A 26,278-nucleotide genomic window follows, 5' to 3' on the forward strand; every position below is an offset into this window, starting at 1 on the left:
GCGTAGGATCGTCAATCGGGCCGGAAAACGCAAGCCGACCGCGTCGATTGGCGCCGGTTCCGGTCGACTTTGACAAACAATGCAAACTCGCCGTTCGGCCGATGACGGCGATGCACGGGGCCGGTCGCGGCGGCGCGATGCCGCCGGTAACGGCCGGCGATCGCGACCGGATGCGCCACGCAGGAGCGCGCTGCTTCGAACGCTCGCCTGCGCGCTGCCTGCTGCCCGCTTACGCGCCGGACTTGCCCGTCGCGCCGGCGTCGCCGCCCGACGTCGGGTTGGCCGGGCACGGCACGACCGGCGCAGCGGCCGCCTTGCTGCCGGATGCGGGCGTCGTCGCGGCTGCCGCGCCACGGCGCGCCGCCATCGCGCGCACGCCGGCCGCGGCCTGCGTCGCGATCACGTCGAGCGCGCGCCGGTGGCCGGCGACGAGCGCGTCGTAGCCGTCGGCGACCGGTTCCGCGACGCTCGTGCGGCAGGTCATCACGGCCTGCGTGGCGAGCGAGCGCACGCTCCACACGGCATCGACCGCCGCGCGCTTGCCGGGCCACGATTCGAAGCGCTGCACGTTCACGCTGATGCGATACACGGGCACGCCGGCCGGATACGCGGAATTCGCGACGTCGATCGTGCCGAGCTGCGCGGCGAGATCGTCCGACAGCGCGCGGCGGATCTCGTCGGCGGGCGGCGACGCCCAGCGTTCCTGCTCGAGCACGTCGACCTGCGCGGCGTTTTTCTGCACGACCAGCTGGTTCTTCGCGACCTGCTCGGGTACGCCGACCGGCGGCACCTCGATCAGGAACGCCGGGTTGGCCGGCGCGGTGCGCACGGGCGCCGCGGCGTCGGCCGGGCTGAGCGTGTAGAACCGCGCGGGCGGCGAGCTGCACGCGGCGAGCGCGAGTGCGGCGAAGGCCGCCGCCGCGCCGCTCGCGAAACCGTTCACGCGTGTCGTCATTGTTTATCTCCTGGCTTGCCCTTGAGCAGCGATTCGGGGTGGCGCTCCAGATAGTCGGCGAGCGCGTTCAGCGACTGCAGCGTGCGCGTCAGTTCCTTCAGCGCGCCGCGCACGTCGGACTGCAGCGGCGAATCCTGCTGCAGCGTCGCCTCGGCGGTCGAGAAGGTCTGCTTCGCGGCCGACAGCGTGTCGCGCGCTTCCGGCGCGACCTGCGTGTCGAGCTGCTTGAACAGCTTGTCGGCGTTCGACAGCGCGCTGTTCAGGTTCGCGCCGATCTGGTCGAACGGCACCTTGTCGAGCTTCTTCGCGATGTCGGCGACCTGCAGCTGCAGCTCGTCGAGCGTGTTCGGCACGGTCGGCAGCTCGAGCGGCTGGCGCGCCGTGTCGATCTTCACGACCGGTGCCTTCGGGAAGAAGTCGAGCGCGACGTACAACTGGCTCGTCAGCAGGTTGCCGGTGCGCAGCTGGCCGCGCAGCCCGTGCTGGACGAGCCGCTCGACGATTTCGCGGCGCGCCGGTTCGCCCTTGCTTTCGATCGTTTCGCGGAAGCGGCGGCCGAGGCGTTCCGGATATACGTTCATCGTCACCGGCATCAGGAAGTTCTTCGTCTTCGGATCGAAGTCGATGCCGATGTTCGTCACTTCGCCGAGCACGATGCCGCGGAAGTCGACCGGCGCGCCGACGGCGAGCCCGCGCAGCGACTGGTTGAAGTTCATCACGACCTGCAGCGGCTGGCCGTCCGGGTCGCGCATCGCGTCGCCCTCGTCGGAGCCGAGGCGGAACGTCGTGTTGTTCGGCGCGGTCGTGCCGCTGCCCTGGTTCGGCGGCGTCTGGAACGCGATGCCGCCGAGGATCACCGTCGCGAGCGACTGCGTGTTCAGCTTCAGGCCGCTCGAATCGAGCCGCAGGTCGACGCCGCTCGCCTGCCACCAGCGCGTGTTCATGCCGACGTACTGGTCGTACGGCGCATTGACGAACACGTTGAACGTGACGCCCGTGCCGTCCTTGTCGAGCGAGAAGCCGACCACCTGGCCGACCTGGACGCGGCGGTAGTAGACCGGCGAGCCGATGTCGACCGAGCCGAGCGAATCGCCGCGCAGCACGTACTGCGTGCCTTTCTGGTCGCCCGTGACGGCCGGCGGCGTCTCGAGGCCCGTGAAGTCGGTCAGCGAGTCCTGACCGTGGCCGGCGTCGACGCCGATGTACGCGCCCGACAGCAGCGTGCCGAGCCCCGACACGCCGGTCGCGCCGATGCGCGGCCGCACGATCCAGAAGCGCGAGCCCTTGACCGCGAAATCCTCGGCTTCCTTCTTCAACTGCACCTGGACGAGCACGCGCGACAGGTCTTTCGACAGCTTGATCGTCTTGACCGTGCCGATCTCGACGTCCTTGTACTTGACCTGGGTCTTGCCGGGCTCGAGCCCTTCGGCGCTGTGGAAGCTGATCGTGATTTCCGGGCCGCGCTCGCGCACGGACTTGATCACGAGGCCGATGCCGATCAGCGCGGCGATCAGCGGCACGAGCCAGACGAGCGACGGCAGCCAGCCGCTTTTCGTCGAGATCGCCGGATCGGGCGGTCGGGGCGCGTCTTGCTGCGGGCCTTGTGGACTATTCATGGTGATTCCCTGAGGTTTCGACTGGATCCCAGATCAGGCGGGGATCGAACTGCATCGACGCGAGCATCGTCAGGATCACGACCGAACCGAACGCGAGTGCGCCGGGGCCGGCCGTGATGACGGCGAGCGAACGGAAATGGACGAGCGCGACGGTCAGCGTCACGACGAAGATGTCGAGCATCGACCAGCGGCCGATGCGTTCGACGATCCGGAACAGGCGCGTGCGCTGCAGCGGCCGCCATGTGGCGCGGCGCTGCGCGCTGATCACGAGGATCAGCAGCACGCCGAGCTTGAGCATCGGCACGAGGATGCTCGCGACGAACACGACGACGGCGAGCGGCCAGTCGCCGGAGATCCAGAAATAGATGACGCCGCTCATGATCGTGTCTTCCTGCGCGCCGACGATCGACGCCGTGCGCATGATCGGCAGCAGGTTCGCGGGAATGTACAGGATCGCGGCCGCGAGCAGCAGCGCCCACGTGCGCATCAGGCTGTTCGGCGTCCTGGCATGGAGTGCGGCGCCGCAACGTGCGCAGTGCGCGTGCGGGTGGTCGAGCGTCTGCACGAGCCCGCACGTGTGGCAGCTGACATAGCCCTCGCGGGCGGCGGTCGGGATCGTCATCGGCGGGGGGCTTCCGGCAGCGGCGCGGCCGGGTCGGGCTGCCCGGGCGAGCGCCCGGCGCGCAGGTCGTCGGCGAGGTCCCACAGCGTACGGGGATCGAACATCAGCACGACGGCGATCATCAACGTGAGCGCGCCGAACGCGAACAGCGCAGCGTCGGGAACGACCCTTGCGAGACTCACCATCTTCACGATCGTGACGACGATCCCGAGCATGAACACCTCGATCATGCTCCACGGCCGCGCGAGCTCGATCGCGCGCAGCACGAGGTTGAACCCGGGCGGCACGACGCCGCGCCGCATCGGCAGCAGCAGGTACAGCAGCGCGGCCATCTCGACGAGCGGAAACAGCACGGTCGAGCAGAACACCATCACGCCGACGACGGCCATGTCCTGGCGCCACAGCGCGTCGATCGCGCCGATCAGCGTCGTCTGCACGCGGTTGCCGTTCAAGTCCATTTCGAGGATCGGAAACGCCTGCGCGATCGAAAACGTGATCAGCGCGGCGAGCGCGAGCGCGCAGATCCGCTCGATCTGAGCAGCGCTGTTGCGATACAGCAGCGCGTCGCAGCGCGGACAGCGCGCGATTTCGCGGCCGCTGAGGCGCGGTTTGTGCAACAGTGCGTCGCACTCGTGACAGGCAATCAGGTCGTTTCGTTGCATGGAAAAGGCGGTTGTGCGACGGCCGGGGGAACGCGTCGACGGGGCCGGAACCCGCGCCAATCTTACCAAAAGGCCTTTTTCGGTGCGTCAAGGATCGTGAGATTTGTGACCGGTCGGTAACATGACGGGAAGCCGTCAGCCCGCTGACGCGCCTGTTCTCGGAGTCCGCGCGCGTCAAAAGGTTGCGGTAGCATGGCGCCCTTGACAAGCGTCGGACGAATGCCCGGCGCAGCTGTTCGCTGAACTGAGGAATCCAAGATGGCATCGAAATCGCCGCCGGCCGCGCCGGCACGCTACGCGCATACCGCGATCGCGCTGCACTGGCTGATCGCGCTGCTGATCATCTGCGGCTTCGCGCTCGGCTGGGTGATGACCGACATCCCCGGCTTCACGCCGACGAAGCTGAAGTACTTCTCGTGGCACAAGTGGATCGGCGTGACGGTGTTCGCGCTGGCCGTCGTCCGTGTGCTGTGGCGCGCGACGCACGTGCCGCCGCCGCTGCCGGCCGATACGCCGGCCTGGCAGCGCGCGGTATCGCACGGCGTGCACATGCTGCTGTACGTGCTGATGATCGCGATCCCCGTGACGGGCTACCTGTACAGCTCGGCGTCGAACATCCCGGTCGTCTACCTGGGCATCGTGCCGCTGCCGCGGCTGATCGACCCCGATCCGGCGCTCAAGGAAACCTTCAAGACGCTCCACGTGTCCTTGAATTACATTCTGCTTGCACTCGTCGCGATGCACGTGCTCGCGGCGCTCAAGCACCAGTTGTTGGACCGCGACGGCCTGCTGTCGCGGATGCTTCCCTCTGCCAAATGAAGGATCCCATGAAAGTGTCTTTCTCCCGCTCCATGCTGACCGCGTTCGCCGCGGCGGCACTTGTCGCGTCGGGCGCGGCGCACGCCGATGTCGATCTCGCGAAGAGCAAGGTGTCTGCCGTGTCGAAGCAGATGAACGTGCCGACCGAAGGCGCGTTCAAGAAGTTTTCCGCGCAGGTGAAGTTCGACCCGGCGAAGGCCGCGCAGGGCAGCGCGCAAATGACGATCGACGTCGCGAGCTTCGACCTCGGCGACAAGATGTACAACGACCAGGTCGCCGGCAAGGACTGGTTCGACGCCAAGGCGTATCCGCAGGCGACGTTCGTGTCGTCGGCGATCGCGCCGGCCGGCGGCAACAAGTACAACGTGACCGGCAAGCTGACGATCAAGGGCAAGTCCGAGACCGTCACGGTGCCCGTCACGGTCGCGCAAAGCGGCGCGACGCAGACGTTCGACGGCGTGCTGCCGATCAAGCGTTCGGCCTTCAACGTCGGCACCGGCGAATGGAAGGACACGTCGATCGTCGCCGACGAAGTGCAGATCAAGTTCCATCTCGTTGCCACGAAGTAAGCGGCGGGTTGCCGCCTGAACTTCAACTGAATGCCGCGCGAGGGCGCGGCGTCGTTCCCAGGAGAAAAAGTTTGAAAAAGCATCTGATCATCGCCGCCGGCGCGCTGGCCGCTTCGCTGTCGTTCTCGGCCTTCGCCGAAAGCGCGACCTACCAGTTCGACCCGAGCCACACGTACCCGAGCTTCGAGGCCGACCACTTCGGCGGCCTGTCGGTCTGGCGCGGCAAGTTCGACAAGTCGAGCGGCACCGTGACGCTCGACCGCGCGGCGAAGACCGGCACGGTCGACGTGACGACCGACATCGCGTCGATCCACACGGGCAGCGCGAAGCTCGACGAGCACCTGCAGACGGCCGAGTTCTTCGATGCGGCGAAGTTCCCGCAGGCGAACTACAAGGGCACGATCAAGTTCGACGGCGACAAGCCGGTGTCGGTGGTCGGCAACCTGACGCTGCACGGCGTCACGAAGCCGCTCACGCTGAAGATCGATTCGTTCAAGTGCATGCCGCACCCGATGCTCAAGCGTGAAGTGTGCGGCGTCGACGCAGTCGGCGAATTCAGCCGCGACGACTTCGGTCTCGACTACGGCAAGCAGTACGGCTTCAAGATGAAGACGAAGCTGCTGATCACGGCCGAAGCGGTCAAGCAGCAGTAAGGCTCCCCGACGCGGCCGGCCATCGTGCCGGCCGCGCGGACACACCGCCGCGCTCCCGTTACCGGGGGGCGCGGCGGTTTTTTTTGCGCGCCTATAATCGCCCGAGCGCAGCATGCGGCCATGCGGCGCCGGGCAGGCCGACGGCGCGAGCACGGCCGCCTCGAACAGAACGTACAACGACAAGGAGATCGCCGATGCATGCCGCCACGCAGTCCCGTTCCATTGCCTCGTCGCCGCGCGTCTGGCGCGCGGTGGTCGCCGCGTCGATCGGCAATGCGCTCGAGTGGTTCGATCTCGTCGTCTACGGCTTCTTCGCGGTCACGATCGCGAAGCTGTTCTTCCCGGCCGGCAACGACACCGTGTCGCTGCTGCTCACGCTCGGCACGTTCGGCGTGTCGTTCTTCATGCGGCCGCTCGGCGCGATCGTGCTCGGCGCGTATGCCGACCGCGCGGGCCGCAAGGCAGCGCTCACGCTGTCGATCCTGCTGATGATGGCCGGCACGCTGATCATCGCGGTGCTGCCGACCTACGAGACGATCGGCGTCGCCGCGCCGGTGATCCTCGTCGCCGCGCGGCTGATGCAGGGCTTCTCGGCCGGCGGCGAGTTCGGCAGCGCGACCGCGTTCCTCGCCGAACACGTGCCGGGCCGGCGCGGCTTCTTCGCGAGCTGGCAGGTCGCGAGCCAGGGGCTCACGACGCTGCTCGCCGCCGGCTTCGGCACCGTGCTGAACGCGCAGCTCTCGGCCGCGCAGATGGCATCGTGGGGCTGGCGCGTGCCGTTCTTCTTCGGGCTGCTGCTCGGGCCCGTCGCCTATTACATCCGCACGAAGGTCGACGAGACGCCCGAATTCCTCGCGTCCGAAGGCACCGCGAACCCGCTGCGCGACACGTTCGCGTCGCACAAGGCGCGCCTGGTTGCCGCGATGGGCGTGGTCGTGCTCGGCACCGTCGCCACCTATCTCGTGCTGTTCATGCCGACCTACGGCGTGAAGCAGCTCGGCCTCGCGCCGTCGGCCGCGTTCGCTGCGATCCTCGTCGTCGGCGTGATCCAGATGGCGTTCGCGCCGCTCGTCGGCCACTGGTCGGATCAATACGGCCGCGTGCGCGTGATGATCGCGCCGGCCATCGGCATCCTCGTGCTGATCTACCCGGCGTTCGCGTACCTCGTCGCGCATCCGGGCTTCGGCGCGCTGATCGCGCTGCAGGTGCTGCTCGCCTTCCTGATGACCGGTTACTTCGCGGCGCTGCCGGGCCTGTTGTCGGAGGTGTTCCCGGTACAGACGCGCACGACCGGGATGTCGCTCGCGTATAACGTCGCGGTGACGATCTTCGGCGGCTTCGGGCCGTTCATCATCGCGTGGCTGATCCGCGCGACCGGGATGAAGACCGCGCCGAGCTTCTACCTGATGTTCGCGGCCGTGCTGAGCCTCGCGGCGCTGGTCGTGCTGCGCAAGCGATTCGGTTTTCGATAGACAGGCGGCGCGTCAGCGGTCGGCGCGCTCGCATACCGGCTGCGCCGGCATCAGTTGCGCCGGCGCGTCGATGGTCCGCACCGGGCGCCCCGCGAGTGCGGCGAGCGCCTGCTGAAGCTGCCAGTCGGCGGCGGTGCCGAACGCGCGCTGCGGCAGTGCCGTGCTCCTCGCCGTATCGACCTTCGCGCGCACGCGCGCGTCGCGCAGCTTCTGCCGCGCCTTGCGCACCTTCGCGAACGGGTCGGGCGCCAGCCGGTCCGCATACGGCGCCCGCGCGAGATCGACTTCGCGGTACCACAGCAGCACGCCGTCGACGTCCGAGTCGCGGCGCGGCGGCACGAGCCAGTCCGGCACGACACCGTAGCCGTCCATCGGGCAGCCGTTCGGCCGCAGGTTGCGCGCGTACGTGAAGTTCAGGCGCGTGCCGTCGATCAGGTCGACGCCCGTCTGTGCGAGCCCCTTCCCGTAGGTCGGCATGCCGAGCAGTTTCGCGCGGCCGAGATCCTTCAGCGCGGCCGCGGTCGCCTCGGCGGCCGACGCGCTCTGTCCGTCGACGAGCACGACGAGCGGCACGGTGCGCCACCAGTCGTCGGCCTGCAGCGGCGCGAGCGGATCCTGCCCGTGCATGACGGGCAGTTCGTAGTCGGGCCAGTTGGTCGTGTAGCGGCGGCGGTGCGTGTCGCCGCGCTCGACCGTCACCATCGTGGTGCGGTCGCGTCCCGCGAACAGCGCGGTGATGCCGATCGCCGCATTGAGCGCGCCGCCGCCGTTGATGCGCAGGTCGAGGATCAGCCCTTTCACCGGCGGGCCCGCGCGGCGCGCGGCCTGCACGGCGTCGACATAGTCGCCGACCGCCGGCTCCGGAAAGCTCGACAGCCGCGTGTACAGGAGGTCGCCGTCGAGCCGCTTCGCGATCGCCGGATGCGGCTTGACGATCGCGCGCACCGGCGCGAAGGTCAGCACTTCGTGCTTCGCGCCGCGCTGCACCGTGAGCTTCAGCGGCACGCCCGCGTCACCCTTTGCCAGTTTCAGGAGTTCGCCGCTGTCGATGCCGACGACGCTCCTGTCGTTCATCGCGACGACGAGATCGTCCGGCCGCACGCCGGCCTTCTCGGCCGGTGCGTCGGGAATCACGTCGATGATGTGCAGTCCGTCGGGCCGCGTCTCGAACACGATCCCGATGCCCGGCGTACCGTCGCGCACCCGCCGCTCGTCGTCGCGCCGTTCCTGCTCCTCCTTCGCGTTGAAGAAACGCGCGTACGGCAGCGTCTTGATGCCGTCGTGGGTCGCGGCGTCGAGCAGCGCGCCGATGTCGACGTCGGTCAGGTGCTGTTTCTTCAGTACTTCGACGGCCGCCTTCAGTTCGCAGAGCTGCGGTTCCCAGTCGGGCGGGCAGGGCGAGGGCGGTTGGGCGGCGGGTACCGAAGCGGCGGATGGCGAAGTGACGGGCAGCGAAGCGGCGGCTGGTGCAGACGCCGGTTGCGCACCGGCGAGCGGCGCATACGGGAACGCGGCCGCGGCGGCTGCGCAGACGGCAAGGCGACGAACGACATGCATGGGAGGCATCATCGGGACTGCACGTTCGGACGGGTGGCGACGGTGCCTGCCCGGCCGGCGCGCGGCCGGCATGGAGCGGGGCAGGGCGGTGACGATTGTAGCCGACGCCCGCGACGGTGCAGGTCGGGCCGGCCGCGGGCCGCATCGCGGCGACGCGCGCACAAAAAAAGCCGGCCCAAACGGGCCGGCCTTGCTTTGATGCCGAAGCAGCGGGGCGCTTAAACCTGCGCGCCTGCGTTCGGATCGTCCGGGTCGTGCGCGGCCTTCTTGTCCTTGATCAGGTCTTCGCGCTTGATGCCGAGCCACATCGCGAGCGAGCCCGCGACGAACACCGACGAGTAGATGCCGAACATGATGCCGACCGTCAGCGCGAGCGCGAAGTAGTGCAGCGTCGGGCCGCCGAAGAAGAACATCGACAGCACCATCATTTCCGTCGACGTGTGCGTGATGATCGTCCGCGACATCGTGGTCGTGATCGCGTGGTTGATCACTTCCTGCACGCTCATCTTGCGTTCGCGACGGAACGTCTCGCGGATCCGGTCGAAGATGACGACCGACTCGTTGACCGAGTAGCCGAGCACCGCGAGGATGGCCGCGAGCACCGCCAGCGAGAACTCCCACTGGAAGAACGCGAAGAAGCCGAGAATGATCACGACGTCGTGCAGGTTGGCGATGATGCCGGCCACCGCGTACTTCCACTCGAAGCGGAACGACAGGTAGATCACGATGCCGATCACGACGCACGCGAGTGCGAGCAGGCCATCGGTCGCGAGCTCCCGGCCCACCTGCGGGCCGACGAACTCGACGCGCTGCAGCGTGACGTCCGGGCTCTGCGCCTTCAGCGCGCCCATCACCTGGTCGCTCTGCTGCGCGGACGTGAGGCCTTCCTTCAGCTGCAGGCGGATCAGCACGTTGCGCGACGTGCCGAAATTCTGCACCTGCGCGTCGGCATAGCCGAGCTTGCCGAGCGTTGCCCGCACGGGTTCGAGCTCCGCGGCCTGCTGGTACTGCACCTCGATCACCGTACCGCCGGTGAATTCGACGGACAGGTGCAGCCCGCGGTGGAACAGGAAGAACACGGCGGCGAGGAACGTGACCAGCGAGATCACGTTGAACACCAGCGCGTGCCGCATGAACGGAATGTCTTTACGGATGCGGAAAAATTCCATGGTCTCGTCTCCGGGGCCTTATTGGGTCGAGCCCGGTTTCTTCGGCGATACGCGTTGCTGCGCGCGGTTGCGCAGCTGCGGCTTGCCGGTGCGCGGCGCGTTGCCCTGCGCCGGGGCGGCGAGCTTCGCGGCGCGCGCGGTGTCGGTCGATTCGTCCACGTCGGTGAACGACGCGGCGGCTGCGGCGCCTTCCGGCTTCCACACCTGGCCGATCGCGAGCGACTTCAGCTTCTTGCGGCCGCCGTACCAGAGGTTGACGATCCCGCGCGAGAAGAACACCGCGGAGAACATCGACGTCAGGATACCGAGGCAGTGCACGATCGCGAACGCGCGGACCGGGCCCGAGCCGAACGCGAGCAGCGCGAGGCCGGCGATCAGCGTCGTGACGTTCGAGTCGAGAATCGTCGCCCACGCATGCGCGTAGCCGGCCTGGATCGCGAGCTGCGGCGGCTGGCCGGCGCGCAGTTCTTCACGCACGCGCTCGTTGATCAGCACGTTCGAGTCGATCGCCATGCCGAGCGCGAGCGCGATAGCCGCGATACCGGGCAGCGTCAGCGTCGCCTGCATCAGCGACAGCACGGCGACGAGCAGCAGCAGGTTCACCGACAGGCCGATCACCGACACCACGCCGAACAGCATGTAGTACGCGATCATGAACACGGCGATCGCGCAGAAGCCCCAGATCACCGAGTGGACGCCCATCTTGATGTTGTCGGCGCCGAGGCTCGGGCCGATCGTGCGTTCCTCGATGATGTCCATGGGAGCGGCGAGCGAACCGGCGCGCAGCAGCAGCGCGAGGTCGGCCGCGGCCTGCGGCGTCGGCTGGCCCGTGATCTGGAAGCGGTCGCCGAGTTCGGACTGGATTGTCGCGACCGTCAGCACTTCGCCCTTGCCCTTCTCGAACAGCACCATCGCCATCGGCTTGCCGATGTTCTCGCGCGACACCGCGCGCACCGAGCGGCCGCCCGCCGAATCGAGGCGGATGTTGACCGACGGACGCTGGTGCTCGTCGAAGCCGGCCGACGCATCGATGATGCGGTCGCCGGTGAAGATCACGTCCTTCTTCAGCAGCACGGGCGCCTGGTTGCCCTGCGTGAACAGCTCCTCGCCCGGCGGCACGGGGTCGTTCGGGTTCGGGTGCGTGTTGATCGGGTCGGCAAGGCGCGCCTCGAGCGTCGCGGTGCGGCCGATGATGTCCTTCGCCTTCGCGGTGTCCTGCACGCCCGGCAGTTCGACGACGATGCGGTCGCTGCCTTGCTGCTGCAGGATCGGCTCGGACACGCCGAGCTCGTTCACGCGGTTGTGGAGCGTCGTCAGGTTCTGCTTGAGCGCGGCGTCCTCGACGGACTTCTGCACGGCCGGCGTGAACGTGCCGACGACTTGCGTGCCGCCGCCGCCGGGCTGCGTCGCCCATTGCAGTTCGGTGATCGAAGCGGCGAGCACCTTGCGGGCGTCGTCCGCCGTCTGCGCATCGCTGAAGTTGACGACCACGGACTGGTCGACGCGGCTCACGCCGCCGTCGCGGATGTTCTTGTCGCGCAGCAGCGAGCGTGCGTCGGATGCGTCGGAGTCGAGCTTCTTCGTGAGCGCGCCCGTCATGTCGACCTGGAGCAGGAAGTGCACACCGCCGCGCAGGTCGAGGCCGAGATACATCGGCAGCGCGTGCAGGGCCGTCAGCCAGCGCGGCGACGCGCTCTGCAGGTTCAGTGCGACGACGTACTGCGGATCGTTCGGGTCGGCGTTCAGCGACTTCTGCAGCAGGTCCTTGACGCGCAGCTGCGTATCGGTGTCCTTCAGGCGCACGCGGATGTTCGCGTTGGTCGCCGTGTTCTCGAAGGTGACGTCGTCCGGCGTGATCTGCGCGGACGCGAGCGCCGATTCGACCTGGGTCAGCGTGGTCGAGTCGAGCTTGACCGTGGCCTTGCCGCTCGACACTTGCACCGCCGGCGCTTCGCCGAAGAAGTTGGGCAATGTGTACAGAAGGCCGATGGCGAGCGCCACGACCATCACGACATATTTCCAGAGTGGATAACGATTCATGAGGGGGCCGAACGGGTGGTTGGCGTGACAGCGTCGCGTCCGGCGACGCGGCGGCCCGCTCTCTCAGGCGGGCACGGCGCGGGGAGCCGGACGCTCGGTGAAGGGCTTACAGCGACTTGATCGTGCCCTTCGGCAGAATGGTCGTGACGGCAGCCTTCTGCACGGTGATTTCGGTGCCTTCGGCGATTTCGACGCCGATGTAGCCTTCGGTGACCTTCGTCACCTTGCCGACGAGGCCACCGCTCGTGACGACTTCGTCGCCCTTGGCCATGGCCGCGAGCATGTTGCGGTGTTCCTTCTGGCGCTTCATCTGCGGACGGATCATGATGAAGTAGAGCACCGCGAACATCAGGATGAGCGGCAGGAAGCTCATCAGGCTCGATTCGGCGCCACCGGCACCTTGCGCGAAGGCATTGGAAATGAACGGCACGTTGGTCTCTCCGTAGGGGAAGATCGAAAAATAAGCCGGTTATTCTACCACCGGCCCCATCCGCAAACGGATCGGCAAATGCGCTTTCGGATCAAGCTGTTAAAGCGCGAACCGACACCGTTACGGCTTATATGGAAAGGCAATTGTAATATTTGGCGGTCGTGTCGGGTCGTCGGGGCGTGTCATTTAGTACTCGTCTTATGCGACGAACCGCCGCGCAAGCCATCGCGCGGCCGGCCGGTCAGTCGACCCCTCTCGCCCGATCCTCCGCGAAGCGCTGGCGGAATGCGTCGAACGTGTGGGTCTCGATCGCCTCGCGGATCTCGCTCATCAGCTGCAGGTAGTAGTGCAGGTTGTGGATCGTGTTGAGCTGCGCGCCGAGGATTTCGCCGACGCGGTGCAGGTGATGCAGGTAGCCGCGCGAGAAGTTCTGGCAGGTGTAGCACGTGCAGCTCGCGTCGAGCGGCTTCAGCGAGTTCTTGTGCGTCGCGTTGCGGATCTTCACGTCGCCGAAGCGCGTGAACAGCCAGCCGTTGCGCGCGTTGCGGGTCGGCATCACGCAGTCGAACATGTCGATGCCGTTCGCGACGCCCTCGACCAGGTCCTCCGGCGTGCCGACGCCCATCAGGTAGTGCGGCTTGTCGGCCGGCAGCTTCGGGCCCACGTGCTGCAGCACGCGCATCATGTCTTCCTTCGGCTCGCCGACCGACAGCCCGCCGATCGCGAGGCCGTGGAAGCCGAGTTCCGCGAGGCCCGCGAGCGATTCGTCGCGCAGGTCCTCGAACATTCCGCCCTGCACGATCCCGAAGAGGGCATTCGGGTTGCCGAGCCGGTCGAATTCGTCGAGCGAGCGCTTCGCCCAGCGCAGCGACATGCGCATCGAGTCGGCCGCTTCCTTGTGCGTCGTCGGCACGCCGTCGGTCGCGTACGGCGTGCACTCGTCGAACTGCATCACGATGTCGGAGTTCAGCACCTTTTGGATCTGCATCGATACTTCCGGCGACAGGAACAGCTTGTCGCCGTTGATCGGCGACGCGAACGTGACGCCGTCCTCGGTGATCTTGCGCAGGTCGCCGAGCGAGAACACCTGGAAGCCGCCCGAGTCGGTCAGGATCGGCTTGTTCCAGCCCATGAAGCCGTGCAGGCCGCCGTGCGCGTCGATCGTGTCGAGGCCCGGGCGCAGCCACAGGTGGAACGTGTTGCCGAGGATGATCTGGGCCTTGATCTCGTGCAGCTCGCGCGGCTGGATCGCCTTCACGGTGCCGTACGTGCCGACCGGCATGAAGATCGGCGTCTCGACCGTGCCGTGGTTGAGCTTCACGCGGCCGCGTCGCGCGTGGCCGTCGGTCGTCAGCAGTTCGAATTCGAGCCCGTTTGCCGGGCGGTCCTGCACGGGGGCGTGCTGATGAGCGTGCGTATCGTGGGATGAACCTTCGGTCATCGCGTCATTCTCCTTGCCACCGGGCTGCTCTGCATGGGACCAGAGTAACCGCTAAAGCGCTAACTCTGGATCGCAAGTCCGGCGCATGTTGGAAACGCCGCCGGGAATCCGGCGGCGGGGAAAGCGGGTGCGTGCGAGCATCGCACGCACAACGTGAAAGCGGAACCTGGCCGTTCGGTACGGTAGCCGTCGTCCGTGTCGCGCCAGTGGCGCCTGCCGCATTTACGCGCGCGGCGCCTCCGGCGTGTCGCGCCGCGTGAGCAGCATCGCGTCGCCGTAGCTGAAGAAGCGGTAGCGTTCGGCGATCGCGTGGCGGTACGCGGCACGAATCGTCTCGACGCCCGCGAACGCGGACACCAGCATCAGCAGCGTCGACTTCGGCAGGTGGAAGTTCGTGACGAGCCGGTCGACCACGCGGAACCGGTAGCCGGGCGTGATGAAGATGTCGGTCTCGGCCTGCGTCGCCGCGAGCGGGCGGCCCGCTTCGTCGGCCGAGCGCGCGGCGGCTTCGAGCGCGCGCATCGACGTCGTGCCGACCGCGATCACGTTGCCGCCGCGGGCGCGGGTCGCGGCGATCCGGTCGACCAGCGACTGCGGCAGGTCGTACCACTCGCTGTGCATCTTGTGCTCGGCGATGTTGTCGACGCGCACCGGCTGGAACGTGCCGGCGCCGACGTGCAGCGTCAGCGTCGCGCGCTCGACGCCCATCGCGTCCAGCTTGTCGAGCAGCGGCCGGTCGAAGTGCAGGCCGGCCGTAGGAGCTGCGACCGCGCCCGGATTGCTCGCGTAGACGGTCTGGTAGCGCGTCTCGTCGGTCGCGTCGGGATCGTGCTCGATATACGGCGGCAGCGGCAGGCGGCCGAACTGCTCGATCAGGTCGAGGCACGGCGCGGGGAAGTGCAGCGTGAAGAACGGCTCGACGCGCTCGCCGACCGTCACGTCGAAGGCGTCGGCGAGGCGCAGCGTCGTGCCGGCGCCCGGCGACTTGCTCGCGCGGATCTGCGCGAGCGCCGTGTGCGTGCCCGTCACGCGCTCGATCAGCACCTCGATCTTGCCGCCGCTGGCCTTCTGGCCGAAGAACCGCGCCTTCAGCACCTTGGTATCGTTGAAGACGAGCAGGTCGCCGGGCGCGATGCACGACGGCAGCTCGGCGAAATGGCGGTCGACGAAGCGTGCGGGCTCGACGCTGCGGTCGACCTCGAGCAGGCGGCTCGCGGTGCGATCGGGCAGCGCGGTTTGTGCGATCAGCTCGGGCGGCAGATTGAAATCGAAATCGGAAAGCGTGAACATGCGGGCTGGTTCGAAGCGGCCGGCGGGCGTCGCCGGCAGGGCGGAAACGCGTAATTGGGGCGCGCGAGCCGCTATGATGACGGGATGCGCGGCCTGGCCGGCGTCGTTCGTTCGGACGACGTGAAAGCCGCTATTGTACTTGCCTTACGAAGCACCCAGACGATCCGATGCCAGTGTCACCACGCCGTTCCCCCGCTGCCGTTGCCGATTCCGCCGATCCGTTCGACGCGGAGGACGTCGCGCCGCCCGCACAAAGTGCGGGAGAGCGTGCGGCGCCGCGCCGCGCCGGCCCGAAGCGCGGCGCCGACGGGCGGCTCGCGCAGCCGGCCGCCGCCGCGCCCGATGCCGAAGGCGCCGCCAGCGACGAAGCGGGCGCGGCCGGCGCGAAGCGCAAGAAGAAGGCGGCCGACAAACCGGTGAAGACCGTCGACAAGCTCGCGAAGCTCGGCCTCACGCGCTCGATCGATCTCGTGCTGCACCTGCCGATGCGCTACGAGGACGAAACCACGCTCACGCCGATTGGCGAGCTGCTGCCGGGCGGCATCGCGCAGACCGAAGGCGTCGTGTTCGACAACGAGGTCACATTCCGTCCGCGCCGCCAGCTCGTCGTGAAGATCCAGGACGACGACGGCGAGCACCTGGTGCTGCGCTTCCTGAATTTCTACGGGTCGCAGGTCAAGCAGATGGCCGTCGGACAGCGGCTGCGCGTGCGCGGCGACGTGCGCGGCGGCTTCTTCGGGATGGAGATGGTGCACCCGGCCGTGCGCGTCGTCGAAGCCGATGCGCCGCTGCCGCAGGTGCTCACGCCCGTCTACCCGAGCACGGCCGGCGTGTCGCAGGCCTACCTGCGCAAGGCGATCGAGAATGCGGTCGAGCGCACGCCGCTGCCGGAGCTGCTGCCGCCCGAGATCCAGCGCGACTACCTGAAGCCGCTCGACGTGCCGACGCTCGAGCAGGCCGTGCGCATCCTGCACCACCCGCGTGTCGACTCCGACGAAGCCGCGCTGATGGACGGCTCGCATCCGGCGTGGACGCGCATCAAGTTCGAGGAGCTGCTCGCGCAGCAGCTGTCGCTCAAGCGTGCGCACGAGGAGCGCCGCACGCGCGCGGCGCCCGCGATGCCGCGCCGCACCGCGACCGATGCCGATGCGCTGACGACGCGGCTCTACGCGGCGCTGCCGTTCACGCTGACGGGCGCGCAGGCGCGCGTCGTCGACGAGATCGCGCACGACCTCACGCTCGCGCACCCGATGCAGCGCCTGCTGCAGGGCGACGTCGGCAGCGGCAAGACGGTCGTCGCGGCGCTGGCCGCCACGCAGGCGATCGACGCCGGCTACCAGGCCGCGCTGATGGCGCCGACCGAAATTCTCGCGGAGCAGCACGCGCGCAAGCTGCGCGCGTGGCTCGAGCCGCTCGGCGTCACGGTCGCTTGGCTCGCGGGCAGCCTGAAGGCGAAGGAGAAGCGTGCGGCGATCGAGGCGGCCGCGCTCGGCACCGCGCAGCTCGTGATCGGCACGCACGCGATCATCCAGGACACGGTCGAATTCGCGCGGCTCGGCCTGGTGATCGTCGACGAACAGCACCGTTTCGGCGTCGAGCAGCGCCTCGCGCTGCGCGCGAAGGCCGCGAACGCGGCCAACGGCGCGCGCGACTTCCAGCCGCACCAGCTGATGATGTCGGCCACGCCGATCCCGCGCACGCTCGCGATGACGTACTACGCGGATCTCGAGGTCTCGACGATCGACGAGTTGCCGCCGGGCCGCACGCCCGTGCTGACGCGCCTCGTCGGCGACGCGCGGCGCGAGGAGGTGATCGCCCGCGTGCGCGAGGCCGCGTTGACCGGGCGCCAGGTGTACTGGGTGTGCCCGCTGATCGAGGAAAGCGAGACGCTGCAGCTGCAGACGGCCGTCGAGACCTACGAGACGCTGGCGGCGGCGCTGCCCGAGCTGAAGGTCGGGCTCGTGCACGGCCGGTTGTCGCCGGCCGACAAGGCCGCCGTGATGGAAGCGTTCACGCGCAACGAAGTCCAGCTGCTCGTCGCGACGACCGTGATCGAGGTCGGCGTCGACGTGCCGAACGCGTCGCTGATGGTGATCGAGCACGCGGAGCGTTTCGGCCTCGCGCAACTGCACCAGCTGCGCGGCCGCGTCGGGCGCGGCACCGCGGCGTCGGTGTGCGTGCTGCTGTACACGGGGCCGCTGTCGCTGACGGGCCGCGAGCGGCTGAAGACGATGCGCGAGACGACCGACGGCTTCGAGATCGCGCGGCGCGACCTCGAAATCCGCGGCCCCGGCGAATTCCTCGGCGCGCGCCAGTCGGGCGCGGCGATGCTGCGTTTCGCGAACCTCGAGACCGACGGCTGGCTGATCGACCCGGCCCGTGAAGCCGCGACGCGGCTGATTGCCGCGTATCCCGAGGTCGTCACGCAGCATCTCGCACGCTGGCTCGGCGCGCGGGAGCAGTACCTGAAAGCCTGATTCGCCGGCCCGGGGCCGGATCGAAAGACCGTCGATCGACGCATCGCGATGCCGAGAAACTTGGCGAACCGGTGCCAGAGGGTGTATAAATTAAACCTATCGCCTGTATATCTCTGATTGACCCACAATGACGCTGACTGAATTGAAATACATCGTCGCGGTCGCGCGCGAACGGCATTTCGGCCGCGCGGCCGAAGCCTGCTTCGTGAGCCAGCCGACGCTGTCGGTGGCGATCAAGAAGCTTGAAGACGAGCTCAACGTGCAGATTTTCGAGCGCGGCGCGAGTGAAGTGAGCGTGACGCCGATCGGTGACCAGATCGTCACGCAGGCGCAGCGCGTGCTCGAGCAGACCTTCGCGATCAAGGAGATCGCGAAGCAGGGCAAGGACCCGCTGGTCGGTCCGTTCCGTCTCGGCGTGATCTACACGATCGGGCCGTACCTGCTGCCGACGCTCGTCAAGCAAATGATCCAGCGTGTCCCGCAGATGCCGCTGATGCTGCAGGAGAATTACACGCTGAAGCTGCTCGAACTGCTGAAGCAGGGCGAGATCGACGCCGCGATCATGGCGCTTCCGTTCCCGGAAACCGGCCTGATGGTGCGCCCGCTGTACGACGAGCCGTTCGTCGTCGCATTGCCGGCCGGCCATCCGTGGGAGAAACGCGAGGAAATCGACGCCGAGGACCTGAAGCAGGAAACCATGCTGCTGCTCGGCAACGGCCATTGCTTCCGCGATCACGTGCTCGGCGTGTGCCCGGAGCTGATGCGCTTCTCGCAAACGGCCGACGGCATCCAGAAGACCTTCGAGGGCTCGTCGCTCGAGACCATTCGCCACATGGTCGCGAGCGGCGTCGGCATCACCGTGCTGCCGCGGATGTCGGTGGCCGAGGTCGGCCCGCGCGCGAACGGGCCCGACGCCGAGCTGCTGTCGTACGTGCCGTTCAACGAACCGGTGCCCGACCGCCGCGTGGTGCTCGTGTGGCGCAAGAGCTTCACCCGGATGCCGGCGATCGACGCGATCAGCGACGCGATTGCCGCATGCGAGCTGCCGGGCGTGGCGAAGCTCGACATGCCGGCCACGATGAACTGAGCGCGCATCGCGCACATACCTGTGGCGGCATGATGAACGGGGTCTTGCGACCCCGTTTATTTTTCCCTATCGCATAGATGAAATTTATTAAATTCAATTACTCGATAGATGTAGATAGAATCCTCTACATGGATCGGCGTCATGCCGACGTACGGTCCGCACGCTCGATGCAAGCGTCAAAGGAGGATGTCATGATGCGGTCGGTATTGCAGCACGCGCAGCGGAACATGCCGTCGCGCGACGCGGTCGTACATCGCGCCAGGGCGGCGGTCCGCAGCCTGCGTCCGATTGCGTTCGCGTACCTGGCGGACCGTGTGTATGGCGGATGAGTGCCGCCGCACGCCGGTCCTGTGTTCCCCCGATTTACCCGCCGTCGAGCCATGAGGGAGCATTGCATGCCCGAAAGCTGGAACACCACGCGCATCGCCGGCACGACGACTGCCGGCAGCCGCTTCCCCGGGCGCCTCGCCTGCGGCGCGTCGCGGCGGGAACGCGTGCCGAATGCCGCGCACGACATCCCGTAGTACGACAGGAGGACCTGCCTGTTCAGTTTCTTATCCCCCGCAATGCTCCACGAACCGCGCCCGGCACGTGGGGGCCTACGAGCAAGTAAAGGAGAAAACGCATGTCGAACGAAACGAAGTGCCCGTTCAACCACACCGCAGGCAGCGGCACGACGAACAAGGACTGGTGGCCGAATCAGCTGAACCTCAACGTCCTGCATCGGCATTCTGCGCTGTCCGATCCGATGGACAAGGATTTCGACTACGCCGAGGCGTTCAAGAAGCTGGATCTCGCGGCGGTCAAGAAAGACCTGCACGCGCTGATGACGGCGTCGCAGGACTGGTGGCCGGCCGACTTCGGCCACTACGGCGGCCTGTTCATCCGGATGGCATGGCATAGCGCCGGCACGTATCGCACGGCCGACGGCCGCGGCGGCGCAGGCGGCGGGCAGCAGCGCTTCGCGCCGCTCAACAGCTGGCCGGACAACGTGAGCCTCGACAAGGCGCGCCGGCTGCTGTGGCCGATCAAGCAGAAGTACGGCCGCAACATCTCGTGGGCCGACCTGCTGATCCTGACCGGCAACGTCGCGCTCGAATCGATGGGCTTCAAGACGTTCGGCTACGCGGGCGGCCGCGTCGACACGTGGGAACCGGACGACGTCTACTGGGGCTCGGAAAAGATCTGGCTGGAACTGAGCGGCGGCCCGAACAGCCGCTACACGGGCAAGCGCGAACTCGAGAGCCCGCTCGCCGCGGTGCAGATGGGCCTCATCTACGTGAACCCGGAAGGCCCGGACGGCAATCCCGACCCGGTCGCCGCCGCGCACGACATCCGCGAGACGTTCGCGCGGATGGCGATGAACGACGAGGAAACGGTCGCGCTGATCGCGGGCGGCCACACGTTCGGCAAGACCCACGGCGCCGGTCCGGCGTCGAACGTCGGCCCCGAGCCGGAGGCCGCGGGCCTCGAAGAGCAGGGGCTCGGCTGGAAGAGCACGTTCGGCACGGGCAAGGGCAAGGACGCGATCACGAGCGGCCTCGAGGTCACGTGGACGTCGACGCCGACCCAGTGGAGCAACGATTTCTTCAAGCACCTGTTCAGCTACGAGTGGGAGCTGACGAAGAGCCCGGCCGGCGCGCACCAGTGGGTCGCGAAGGATGCCGGTGAAGTGATTCCGGATGCGTTCGACCCGTCGAAGAAGCATCGCCCGACGATGCTGACGACCGACCTGTCGCTGCGTTTCGACCCGGCCTACGAAAAGATCTCGCGCCGCTTCTACGAGAACCCGGCCGAGTTCGCCGACGCGTTTGCGCGTGCCTGGTTCAAGCTCACGCACCGCGACATGGGGCCGCGCGCGCGCTATCTCGGCCCGGAAGTGCCGGCCGAACACCTGCTGTGGCAGGACCCGATCCCGGCCGTCGACCACCCGCTGATCGACGACGCCGACGTCGCCGCGCTGAAGGCGAAGGTGCTGGCGACGGGCCTGACGGTGTCGCAGCTCGTGTCGACCGCCTGGGCGTCGGCAGCGACGTTCCGCGGGTCGGACAAGCGCGGCGGCGCGAACGGTGCACGCATCCGCCTGGCGCCGCAGAAGGACTGGGAAGTGAACCGTCCGGCCGAGCTCGCGAAGGTGCTCGAGACGCTCGAAGGCGTGCAGAAGGCGTTCAACGACGCGCAGACGGGCGGCAAGAAGGTGTCGCTCGCCGACCTGATCGTGCTGGCCGGTGCGGCCGGCGTCGAGCAGGCGGCGAAGAACGCGGGCGTCACGGTGACGGTGCCGTTCGCACCGGGCCGCGCGGATGCGACGCAGGAAGAGACCGACGTCGAGGCAATGGCCGTGCTCGAGCCGCTCGCCGACGGTTTCCGCAACTTCCTGAAGCACGCATACAAGACGCCGGCCGAGGCGCTGCTGGTCGACAAGGCGCAACTGCTGACACTGAGCGCGCCGGAGATGACGGTGCTGGTCGGTGGCCTGCGTGTGCTCGGCGCGAATGCGGGCGACGCGAAGCACGGCGTGTTCACCGAGCGTCCGGAAGCGCTGACGAACGACTTCTTCGTGAACCTGCTCGACATGGGTACCGAATGGAAGCCGGTGTCGGCCGCGAACGACGTGTTCGAAGGGCGCGATCGCGCGACGGGCAAGGTCAAGTGGACGGGCACGCGTGTCGACCTGATCTTCGGCTCGCATGCGCAGCTGCGTGCGGTGGCCGAGGTGTACGGCAGCGCGGACGCGAAGGAGAAGTTCGCACGCGACTTCGTCGCGGCCTGGAACAAGGTGATGAACCTCGACCGCTTCGACCTCGCATGAACGTCGCCGTGCGGTAGCGCGGCGAGGCAGTAACGGGAAACGGCCGGTCGTCCGACCGGCCGTTTCTACTGGACCACGGATTTCGTTGAAGGAGTGACGATCATGACGCAAATGATATTGAACATGCGCGCCGCATTGGCGGCGCCGAAGGTGCGGGCGCCGGCCGAGATCGCGCGGTACGTGGTCGGATTCGCGATCGTCATCGGCGGTGTGGCCGAACTGGTGTCACAGGCGTTGCGCGCGATCGCGGCCGCCTGAACGCGGCGCGCGGTCGACAGGCAGGTAGTCGGATTCGTTTTCATGGCCTTGGTTCGTTGAATAAGGAGTCCGTACCATGGCTGGAAAGATTCGTCCCGCGCCGATCGACGTCGGCATCGGCGACACGCACTGCAAGACGATCGCGGAAGGCCTGCGGCGAGCGACGAACCGACCGCCGACCTGCTGACGCAGCGCGCTGCAGGCGCATGAAAAGACCGCCTGGATGCTACGGTCGCTACTCGCGCCAAGCGCGGCACGGCCGGGGCAGGGTGCCCGTCGGCCCGATCCGCCGACGTGGCCAATCTGTCCCTTGATTGAGGCGCGTTGCGGCACAGCCGCGTATGGCGGGCCCAGGCCGCGTATGCGCACCCGTCGGCAGCCGGCTGCGGGTCGTTCCGACATGACGCGAAGCGCCGCTCGGCTCTAAAATGCCGGGGTTATCTTCCCGGTGCTTCGCCATGCTTGCCCGCTTTCCCCTGTATCTGCGGCTCGTCCGGATGGACAAGCCGATCGGCAGCCTGCTGCTGCTGTGGCCGACGCTCAACGCGCTGTGGATCGCGTCGGACGGCCATCCGCGCTGGCCGCTGCTCGTGATCTTCACGCTCGGCACGCTGCTGATGCGTTCGGCCGGCTGCGCGATGAACGACTACGCCGACCGAGATTTCGACCGTCACGTGAAGCGCACGGCCGACCGGCCGCTGACGTCGGGCAAGATCCACGCATGGGAGGCCGTCGCGATCGCGGTCGGGCTGTCGTTCATCGCGTTCCTGCTGATCCTGCCGCTGAACGCGCTGACGAAGGAGCTGTCCGTCGTCGCGCTGTTCGTCGCGGGCTCGTATCCGTTCATGAAGCGCTTCTTCGCGATTCCGCAGGCCTATCTCGGCATCGCGTTCGGCTTCGGCATCCCGATGGCGTTCGCGGCCGTGCAGGACACGGTGCCGACGATCGCGTGGGTGATGCTGGTCGCGAACATCTTCTGGTCGGTCGCGTACGACACCGAATATGCGATGGTCGATCGCGACGACGACATCAAGATCGGCATCCGCACGTCCGCGCTGACGTTCGGCCGCTTCGACGTCGCGGCCGTGATGGCGTGCTACGCGGTGACGCTCGGCATCTACGTGTGGATCGGCGCGACGCTCGGCTTCGGTCTCGTGTACTGGGCCGGCTGGGCCGCCGCGGCCGGCTGTGCGCTGTATCACTACACGCTGATCAAGGATCGCGAACGGATGCCGTGCTTCGCGGCATTCCGGCACAACAACTGGCTCGGCGGCGTGCTGTTCGCGGGGATCGCCGCGCATTACCTGCTGGCCGGCAACTGAACGACACACCGCGCGTCCTTGTGCGCGGCGCCAACAAAAAAGCGACCTGCCGGTCGCTTTTTTACGTCCGGCGCCGGCAAAACCGGCGCCGCGGTCGCGCTTACGCGCGGCCGAGCTCGTCGCCCATTTCCTTCGCGCGCGCTTCGGCCGCGAGCGCGCCGCGCACGATCGCTTCCTTCACGCCCTGCGCATCGAATGCCGCGAGCGCGGCGGCCGTCGTGCCGCCCTTCGACGTCACGCGTTCGCGCAGCACGCTCGCCGGCTCGCCCGATTGCGCGGCCAGTTGCGCGGCGCCCGTGAACGTCGCGACCGCAAGCGCGCGGCCCTGTTCGTCGTTCATGCCGAGGCGGCGCGCGGCTTCCTGCAGCGCCTCGATGAAATAGAACACGTACGCGGGGCCGCTGCCCGAAATGGCCGTGACGGCGTCGAGCTGCGATTCGTCGTCGAACCACACGATCTCGCCGACCGCGCCGAGCACGTTCGACGCGAGTTCGCGGCCCGCCGCGTCGACGCCCGGCAGTGCGGCGAGGCCCGTCACGCCCATGCCGACCAGCGCGGGCGTGTTCGGCATCGTGCGCACGACGCGCACGTAGTCGCCGAGCCAGCGCGCGATATCCGTGCCGCGGATGCCGGCCGCGATGCTGATCACGAGCTGCGACGTCAGGTGCGGCGCGAGCGCCTGCGCGACGTCCTTCAGCACCTGCGGCTTCACCGCGAGCACGATCGCGTCGTAACCGGCGAGCGTCGCGTCGATGGCCGCGCCGGTGCGCACGCCGAATTGCTGCGCGGCGCGCGCGCGAACGTCTTCGTTGACGTCGATGGCATACAGGCCGTCGGCGGCGACGCCGCGCTTGATCAGGCCGCCGATCAGGGCCGCGGCCATGTTGCCGCCGCCGATGAATGCGATTTTCATGATGTCCGAATGAGCAAGTGAGTGAACGGAAAGGCGGAAGCGGGCGCGGCGCTCAGTGCGAGTAATCGCGCGCGCCGAAGATCGCGGTGCCGACGCGCACGATCGTCGCACCTTCGAGCACGGCCGCGTCGAGATCGGCGGACATGCCCATCGACAGCGTGTCGAGCGGCAGGCCGTCGGCGCGCAACGTGTCGAACAGCGCGCGCAGCGCGCGATGCGGCACGCGTTGCGCATCGGTGTCGCCGGCCGGTTCGGGAATCGCCATCAGGCCGCGCAGCCGCAGCGACGGCAGCGCGGCGACCGCGCGTGCGACCTCGGCGACGTCGGCCGGCGCGACGCCGCTCTTCGACGCCTCGCCGCTGATGTTCACCTGTACGCACACATTGAGCGGCGGCAGGTGCGCGGGGCGCTGTTCCGACAGGCGCTGCGCGATCTTCAGCCGGTCGACCGAATGGACCCAGTCGAAACGCTCGGCGACAGGGCGCGTCTTGTTCGATTGCAACGGCCCGATGAAATGCCATTCGAGGCTCGTGCGCAGGTCGGCGAGCGCGTCGATCTTGTCGATCGATTCCTGCACGTAGTTTTCGCCGAATGCGCGTTGCCCGGCCGCATGTGCGGCGCGCACGTCGTCGGCGGGAAACGTCTTCGACACGGCGAGCAGCGCAATGGCGGCGGGATCGCGGCCGGCCGCGCGGGCGGCGTCGGCAATGCGGCGATGAACGGATGCGAGACGGGCGGCAAGATCGGACATGACGGGCACGAAAGCAGGCACGGAAGCAGCCACGGAAGCGGGCATGAAGCCGATGCGCCGCGACACGCGCCGCATCGATCCGCTCATTATACGGACGCTGCGCGCCAGCCCGTCATTGGGGGAGCAGCGCTCAGCCGTACAGCAGATGCTCGACGAGCTGGACCCAGTGGGCGACCGGAATCTGCGTGCCGCTCTGCAGGTGGGCGATGCAGCCGATGTTGCCGGACACGATCATCTGCGGCTCGAGCGCCTGCAGCTTCAGCAGCTTCTGCTTGCGCAACCGGTACGACAGCGACGGCTGCGTCAGCGAATAGGTGCCGGCCGAGCCGCAGCACAGATGGCTGTCGGCCGGCAGCCGCACGTCGATGCCGAGCGTCTCGAGCAGCCGCTCGACCTTGCCGCGCGACTGCTGGCCGTGCTGCAGCGTGCACGGCGGGTGGTACGCGACCGTATGGATCGCGCGGCGCCGCGCGAGCGTCGCGAGTTCGGCCTCGAACGCGAGCAGCACGTCGGAGATGTCGCGCGTCAGCGACACGATGCGCTGCGCCTTCTCCGCGTAAGCCGGATCGTCGCGCAACAGGTGCGCATATTCGAGCACCGTCGCGCCGCAGCCCGACGCATTCATCACGATCGCCTCGGCACCCTGTTCGACGTGCGGCCACCACGCGTCGATGTTGCGGCGCGCGTCGTCGAGCGCTTCGTCGTGATAGTTCAGGTGCAGGCGGATCGCGCCGCAACAGCCGGCGTCGGGCGCGACGACCGTCTCGATGCCGAGCGCGTCGAGCACGCGTGCGGTCGCGATGTTGATGTTGGGCAGCATCGACGGCTGCACGCAGCCGCCCAGCATCAGCATCTTGCGTGTGTGGGTGCGGTGCGGCCATTCGAGCAGCCGCGTGCGCGGCGGCACCTTGTCGCGCAGCCGCTTCGGCAGCAGCGGCCGGACATGCTGGCCGAGCCGCATCACGGGCGAGAACAGCGCCGCATTCGGCACGAGGCTCGCGAGCAGGCGGCGCACGAGGCGTTGCTGCACGGGGCGCTGCACCTGTGCTTCGACGTGCTTGCGGCCGATCTCGACGAGCCGGCCGTACTGGACGCCGGACGGGCAGGTCGTCTCGCAGCTGCGGCACGTGAGGCAGCGGTCGAGGTGCTGCTGCGTGCTGCGCGTGACGGGCGCGCCTTCGACCATCTGCTTGATCAGGTAGATGCGGCCGCGCGGGCCGTCGAGTTCGTCGCCGAGGAGCTGGTAGGTCGGGCAGGTCGCGGTACAGAACCCGCAGTGCACGCACTTGCGCAGGATCGCGTCGGCCTCGTCGCCGTCTGGCGTGTTGCGGATGAAATCGGCGAGATTCGTTTGCATCGATCC

The 26,278-nt window shown here is 67.9% G+C and carries 23 protein-coding genes; 9 read left to right on the plus strand and 14 right to left on the minus strand.

Features of this window, described 5'->3' with window-relative positions:
• Window positions 1-229 precede the first annotated feature (229 nt).
• The 4 genes from U5798_RS09690 to U5798_RS09705 are packed head-to-tail and all read right to left on the minus strand — an operon-like array spanning window position 230 to window position 3,855.
• On the minus strand, window positions 230-955 hold the full coding sequence (locus tag U5798_RS09690) for a PqiC family protein (protein WP_322081909.1): 726 nt from the start codon (window positions 953-955) through the stop codon (window positions 230-232).
• Window positions 952-2,571 carry an intermembrane transport protein PqiB gene (locus tag U5798_RS09695; protein ID WP_322081910.1) on the minus strand — a complete coding sequence of 540 codons (1,620 nt, stop codon included), beginning with the start codon at window positions 2,569-2,571 and terminating at the stop codon, window positions 952-954. Before U5798_RS09695 ends, U5798_RS09690 begins: the two co-directional genes overlap by 4 nt.
• Complete coding sequence (locus U5798_RS09700; protein ID WP_322081911.1) at window positions 2,564-3,193, minus strand: paraquat-inducible protein A; 630 nt, start codon at window positions 3,191-3,193, stop codon at window positions 2,564-2,566. Before U5798_RS09700 ends, U5798_RS09695 begins: the two co-directional genes overlap by 8 nt.
• A complete protein-coding gene (locus U5798_RS09705) occupies window positions 3,190-3,855 on the minus strand; it encodes a paraquat-inducible protein A (RefSeq protein ID WP_124449438.1) in 666 nt (221 codons plus the stop codon). Before U5798_RS09705 ends, U5798_RS09700 begins: the two co-directional genes overlap by 4 nt.
• A 258-nt stretch (window positions 3,856-4,113) precedes the next feature.
• Here U5798_RS09705 and U5798_RS09710 point away from each other — a divergent pair, with 258 nt between their 5' ends.
• From U5798_RS09710 to U5798_RS09725, 4 genes are all read left to right on the plus strand, one after another.
• Window positions 4,114-4,674, plus strand: a complete 561-nt coding sequence (locus U5798_RS09710) for a cytochrome b (protein WP_124449436.1) — start codon at window positions 4,114-4,116, stop codon at window positions 4,672-4,674.
• Between the two features lie 8 nt (window positions 4,675-4,682).
• On the plus strand, window positions 4,683-5,243 hold the full coding sequence (locus tag U5798_RS09715) for a YceI family protein (RefSeq protein WP_124449434.1): 561 nt from the start codon (window positions 4,683-4,685) through the stop codon (window positions 5,241-5,243).
• Between the two features lie 71 nt (window positions 5,244-5,314).
• Window positions 5,315-5,896, plus strand: a complete 582-nt coding sequence (locus tag U5798_RS09720) for a YceI family protein (protein WP_006476873.1) — start codon at window positions 5,315-5,317, stop codon at window positions 5,894-5,896.
• 194 nt (window positions 5,897-6,090) lie between these two features.
• A complete protein-coding gene (locus U5798_RS09725) occupies window positions 6,091-7,368 on the plus strand; it encodes an MFS transporter (protein ID WP_124449432.1) in 1,278 nt (425 codons plus the stop codon).
• Between the two features lie 12 nt (window positions 7,369-7,380).
• Here the strand turns inward: U5798_RS09725 and U5798_RS09730 are convergent, their stop codons facing one another.
• The 6 genes from U5798_RS09730 to queA form a co-directional block, all read right to left on the minus strand.
• A complete protein-coding gene (locus U5798_RS09730) occupies window positions 7,381-8,925 on the minus strand; it encodes a S41 family peptidase (protein ID WP_322081912.1) in 1,545 nt (514 codons plus the stop codon).
• A 218-nt stretch (window positions 8,926-9,143) separates the two neighbouring features.
• Window positions 9,144-10,094 (minus strand): protein translocase subunit SecF, encoded by a 951-nt coding sequence (gene secF / locus U5798_RS09735; protein WP_124449430.1) that lies wholly within the window; start codon window positions 10,092-10,094, stop codon window positions 9,144-9,146.
• A gap of 18 nt (window positions 10,095-10,112) precedes the next feature.
• On the minus strand, window positions 10,113-12,134 hold the full coding sequence (secD, locus tag U5798_RS09740; protein ID WP_124449428.1) for a protein translocase subunit SecD: 2,022 nt from the start codon (window positions 12,132-12,134) through the stop codon (window positions 10,113-10,115).
• A gap of 106 nt (window positions 12,135-12,240) precedes the next feature.
• Window positions 12,241-12,564, minus strand: a complete 324-nt coding sequence (gene yajC / locus U5798_RS09745) for a preprotein translocase subunit YajC (protein WP_006476868.1) — start codon at window positions 12,562-12,564, stop codon at window positions 12,241-12,243.
• A 241-nt stretch (window positions 12,565-12,805) separates the two neighbouring features.
• Window positions 12,806-14,005: a tRNA guanosine(34) transglycosylase Tgt gene (gene tgt / locus U5798_RS09750; protein WP_322081913.1), complete on the minus strand. Its 1,200-nt coding sequence runs from the start codon at window positions 14,003-14,005 to the stop codon at window positions 12,806-12,808.
• 222 nt (window positions 14,006-14,227) lie between these two features.
• Entirely contained in the window at window positions 14,228-15,295 is a 1,068-nt protein-coding gene (gene queA / locus U5798_RS09755) for a tRNA preQ1(34) S-adenosylmethionine ribosyltransferase-isomerase QueA (protein ID WP_322081914.1), read from the minus strand.
• A gap of 167 nt (window positions 15,296-15,462) precedes the next feature.
• On the opposite strand from queA, the gene recG reads away from it, so the two are divergent.
• The 4 genes from recG (at window position 15,463) to katG (ending at window position 21,671) form a co-directional block, all read left to right on the plus strand.
• Window positions 15,463-17,772, plus strand: a complete 2,310-nt coding sequence (gene recG, locus U5798_RS09760) for an ATP-dependent DNA helicase RecG (protein ID WP_322081915.1) — start codon at window positions 15,463-15,465, stop codon at window positions 17,770-17,772.
• Window positions 17,773-17,899: 127 nt separating this feature from the next.
• A complete protein-coding gene (locus U5798_RS09765) occupies window positions 17,900-18,859 on the plus strand; it encodes a hydrogen peroxide-inducible genes activator (protein ID WP_011351000.1) in 960 nt (319 codons plus the stop codon).
• A gap of 395 nt (window positions 18,860-19,254) precedes the next feature.
• Window positions 19,255-19,383, plus strand: coding sequence for a hypothetical protein (locus tag U5798_RS09770; protein ID WP_260434832.1), 129 nt, complete (start codon window positions 19,255-19,257; stop codon window positions 19,381-19,383).
• Between the two features lie 101 nt (window positions 19,384-19,484).
• Window positions 19,485-21,671 (plus strand): catalase/peroxidase HPI, encoded by a 2,187-nt coding sequence (gene katG / locus U5798_RS09775; RefSeq protein ID WP_322081916.1) that lies wholly within the window; start codon window positions 19,485-19,487, stop codon window positions 21,669-21,671.
• A gap of 65 nt (window positions 21,672-21,736) precedes the next feature.
• On the opposite strand, the gene U5798_RS09780 is transcribed toward katG, so the two are convergent.
• Complete coding sequence (locus U5798_RS09780; RefSeq protein WP_322082068.1) at window positions 21,737-21,973, minus strand: hypothetical protein; 237 nt, start codon at window positions 21,971-21,973, stop codon at window positions 21,737-21,739.
• A gap of 414 nt (window positions 21,974-22,387) precedes the next feature.
• On the opposite strand from U5798_RS09780, the gene ubiA reads away from it, so the two are divergent.
• Window positions 22,388-23,251, plus strand: coding sequence for a 4-hydroxybenzoate octaprenyltransferase (ubiA, locus tag U5798_RS09785; RefSeq protein ID WP_124449416.1), 864 nt, complete (start codon window positions 22,388-22,390; stop codon window positions 23,249-23,251).
• A 100-nt stretch (window positions 23,252-23,351) separates the two neighbouring features.
• Here the strand turns inward: ubiA and proC are convergent, their stop codons facing one another.
• The 3 genes from proC to glcF all read right to left on the minus strand — a co-directional run bounded on the left by proC (window position 23,352) and on the right by glcF (window position 26,272).
• Window positions 23,352-24,164 carry a pyrroline-5-carboxylate reductase gene (proC, locus tag U5798_RS09790; protein ID WP_124449414.1) on the minus strand — a complete coding sequence of 271 codons (813 nt, stop codon included), beginning with the start codon at window positions 24,162-24,164 and terminating at the stop codon, window positions 23,352-23,354.
• A gap of 52 nt (window positions 24,165-24,216) precedes the next feature.
• Window positions 24,217-24,915, minus strand: a complete 699-nt coding sequence (locus tag U5798_RS09795) for a YggS family pyridoxal phosphate-dependent enzyme (protein ID WP_322081917.1) — start codon at window positions 24,913-24,915, stop codon at window positions 24,217-24,219.
• A gap of 130 nt (window positions 24,916-25,045) precedes the next feature.
• Window positions 25,046-26,272: a glycolate oxidase subunit GlcF gene (glcF, locus tag U5798_RS09800; RefSeq protein ID WP_124449410.1), complete on the minus strand. Its 1,227-nt coding sequence runs from the start codon at window positions 26,270-26,272 to the stop codon at window positions 25,046-25,048.
• Between the last annotated feature and the right edge of the window lie 6 nt (window positions 26,273-26,278).

Origin of the sequence: Burkholderia sp. BCC1972 (assembly GCF_905339605.1) — a bacterium.
GTDB lineage: Bacteria > Pseudomonadota > Gammaproteobacteria > Burkholderiales > Burkholderiaceae > Burkholderia.

Bases quoted from the DNA above. Each gene is read 5' to 3' on its own strand.
- U5798_RS09690 (WP_322081909.1), bottom strand. From the start codon at position 955: ATGACGACACGCGTGAACGGTTTCGCGAGCGGCGCGGCGGCGGCCTTC.
- U5798_RS09695 (WP_322081910.1), bottom strand. From the start codon at position 2,571: ATGAATAGTCCACAAGGCCCGCAGCAAGACGCGCCCCGACCGCCCGAT.
- U5798_RS09700 (WP_322081911.1), bottom strand. From the start codon at position 3,193: ATGACGATCCCGACCGCCGCCCGCGAGGGCTATGTCAGCTGCCACACG.
- U5798_RS09705 (WP_124449438.1), bottom strand. From the start codon at position 3,855: ATGCAACGAAACGACCTGATTGCCTGTCACGAGTGCGACGCACTGTTG.
- U5798_RS09710 (WP_124449436.1), top strand. From the start codon at position 4,114: ATGGCATCGAAATCGCCGCCGGCCGCGCCGGCACGCTACGCGCATACC.
- U5798_RS09715 (WP_124449434.1), top strand. From the start codon at position 4,683: ATGAAAGTGTCTTTCTCCCGCTCCATGCTGACCGCGTTCGCCGCGGCG.
- U5798_RS09725 (WP_124449432.1), top strand. From the start codon at position 6,091: ATGCATGCCGCCACGCAGTCCCGTTCCATTGCCTCGTCGCCGCGCGTC.
- U5798_RS09730 (WP_322081912.1), bottom strand. From the start codon at position 8,925: ATGCATGTCGTTCGTCGCCTTGCCGTCTGCGCAGCCGCCGCGGCCGCG.
- secF (WP_124449430.1), bottom strand. From the start codon at position 10,094: ATGGAATTTTTCCGCATCCGTAAAGACATTCCGTTCATGCGGCACGCG.
- secD (WP_124449428.1), bottom strand. From the start codon at position 12,134: ATGAATCGTTATCCACTCTGGAAATATGTCGTGATGGTCGTGGCGCTC.
- tgt (WP_322081913.1), bottom strand. From the start codon at position 14,005: ATGACCGAAGGTTCATCCCACGATACGCACGCTCATCAGCACGCCCCC.
- queA (WP_322081914.1), bottom strand. From the start codon at position 15,295: ATGTTCACGCTTTCCGATTTCGATTTCAATCTGCCGCCCGAGCTGATC.
- recG (WP_322081915.1), top strand. From the start codon at position 15,463: ATGCCAGTGTCACCACGCCGTTCCCCCGCTGCCGTTGCCGATTCCGCC.
- U5798_RS09765 (WP_011351000.1), top strand. From the start codon at position 17,900: ATGACGCTGACTGAATTGAAATACATCGTCGCGGTCGCGCGCGAACGG.
- U5798_RS09770 (WP_260434832.1), top strand. From the start codon at position 19,255: ATGCCCGAAAGCTGGAACACCACGCGCATCGCCGGCACGACGACTGCC.
- katG (WP_322081916.1), top strand. From the start codon at position 19,485: ATGTCGAACGAAACGAAGTGCCCGTTCAACCACACCGCAGGCAGCGGC.
- U5798_RS09780 (WP_322082068.1), bottom strand. From the start codon at position 21,973: ATGAAAACGAATCCGACTACCTGCCTGTCGACCGCGCGCCGCGTTCAG.
- ubiA (WP_124449416.1), top strand. From the start codon at position 22,388: ATGCTTGCCCGCTTTCCCCTGTATCTGCGGCTCGTCCGGATGGACAAG.
- proC (WP_124449414.1), bottom strand. From the start codon at position 24,164: ATGAAAATCGCATTCATCGGCGGCGGCAACATGGCCGCGGCCCTGATC.
- U5798_RS09795 (WP_322081917.1), bottom strand. From the start codon at position 24,915: ATGTCCGATCTTGCCGCCCGTCTCGCATCCGTTCATCGCCGCATTGCC.
- glcF (WP_124449410.1), bottom strand. From the start codon at position 26,272: ATGCAAACGAATCTCGCCGATTTCATCCGCAACACGCCAGACGGCGAC.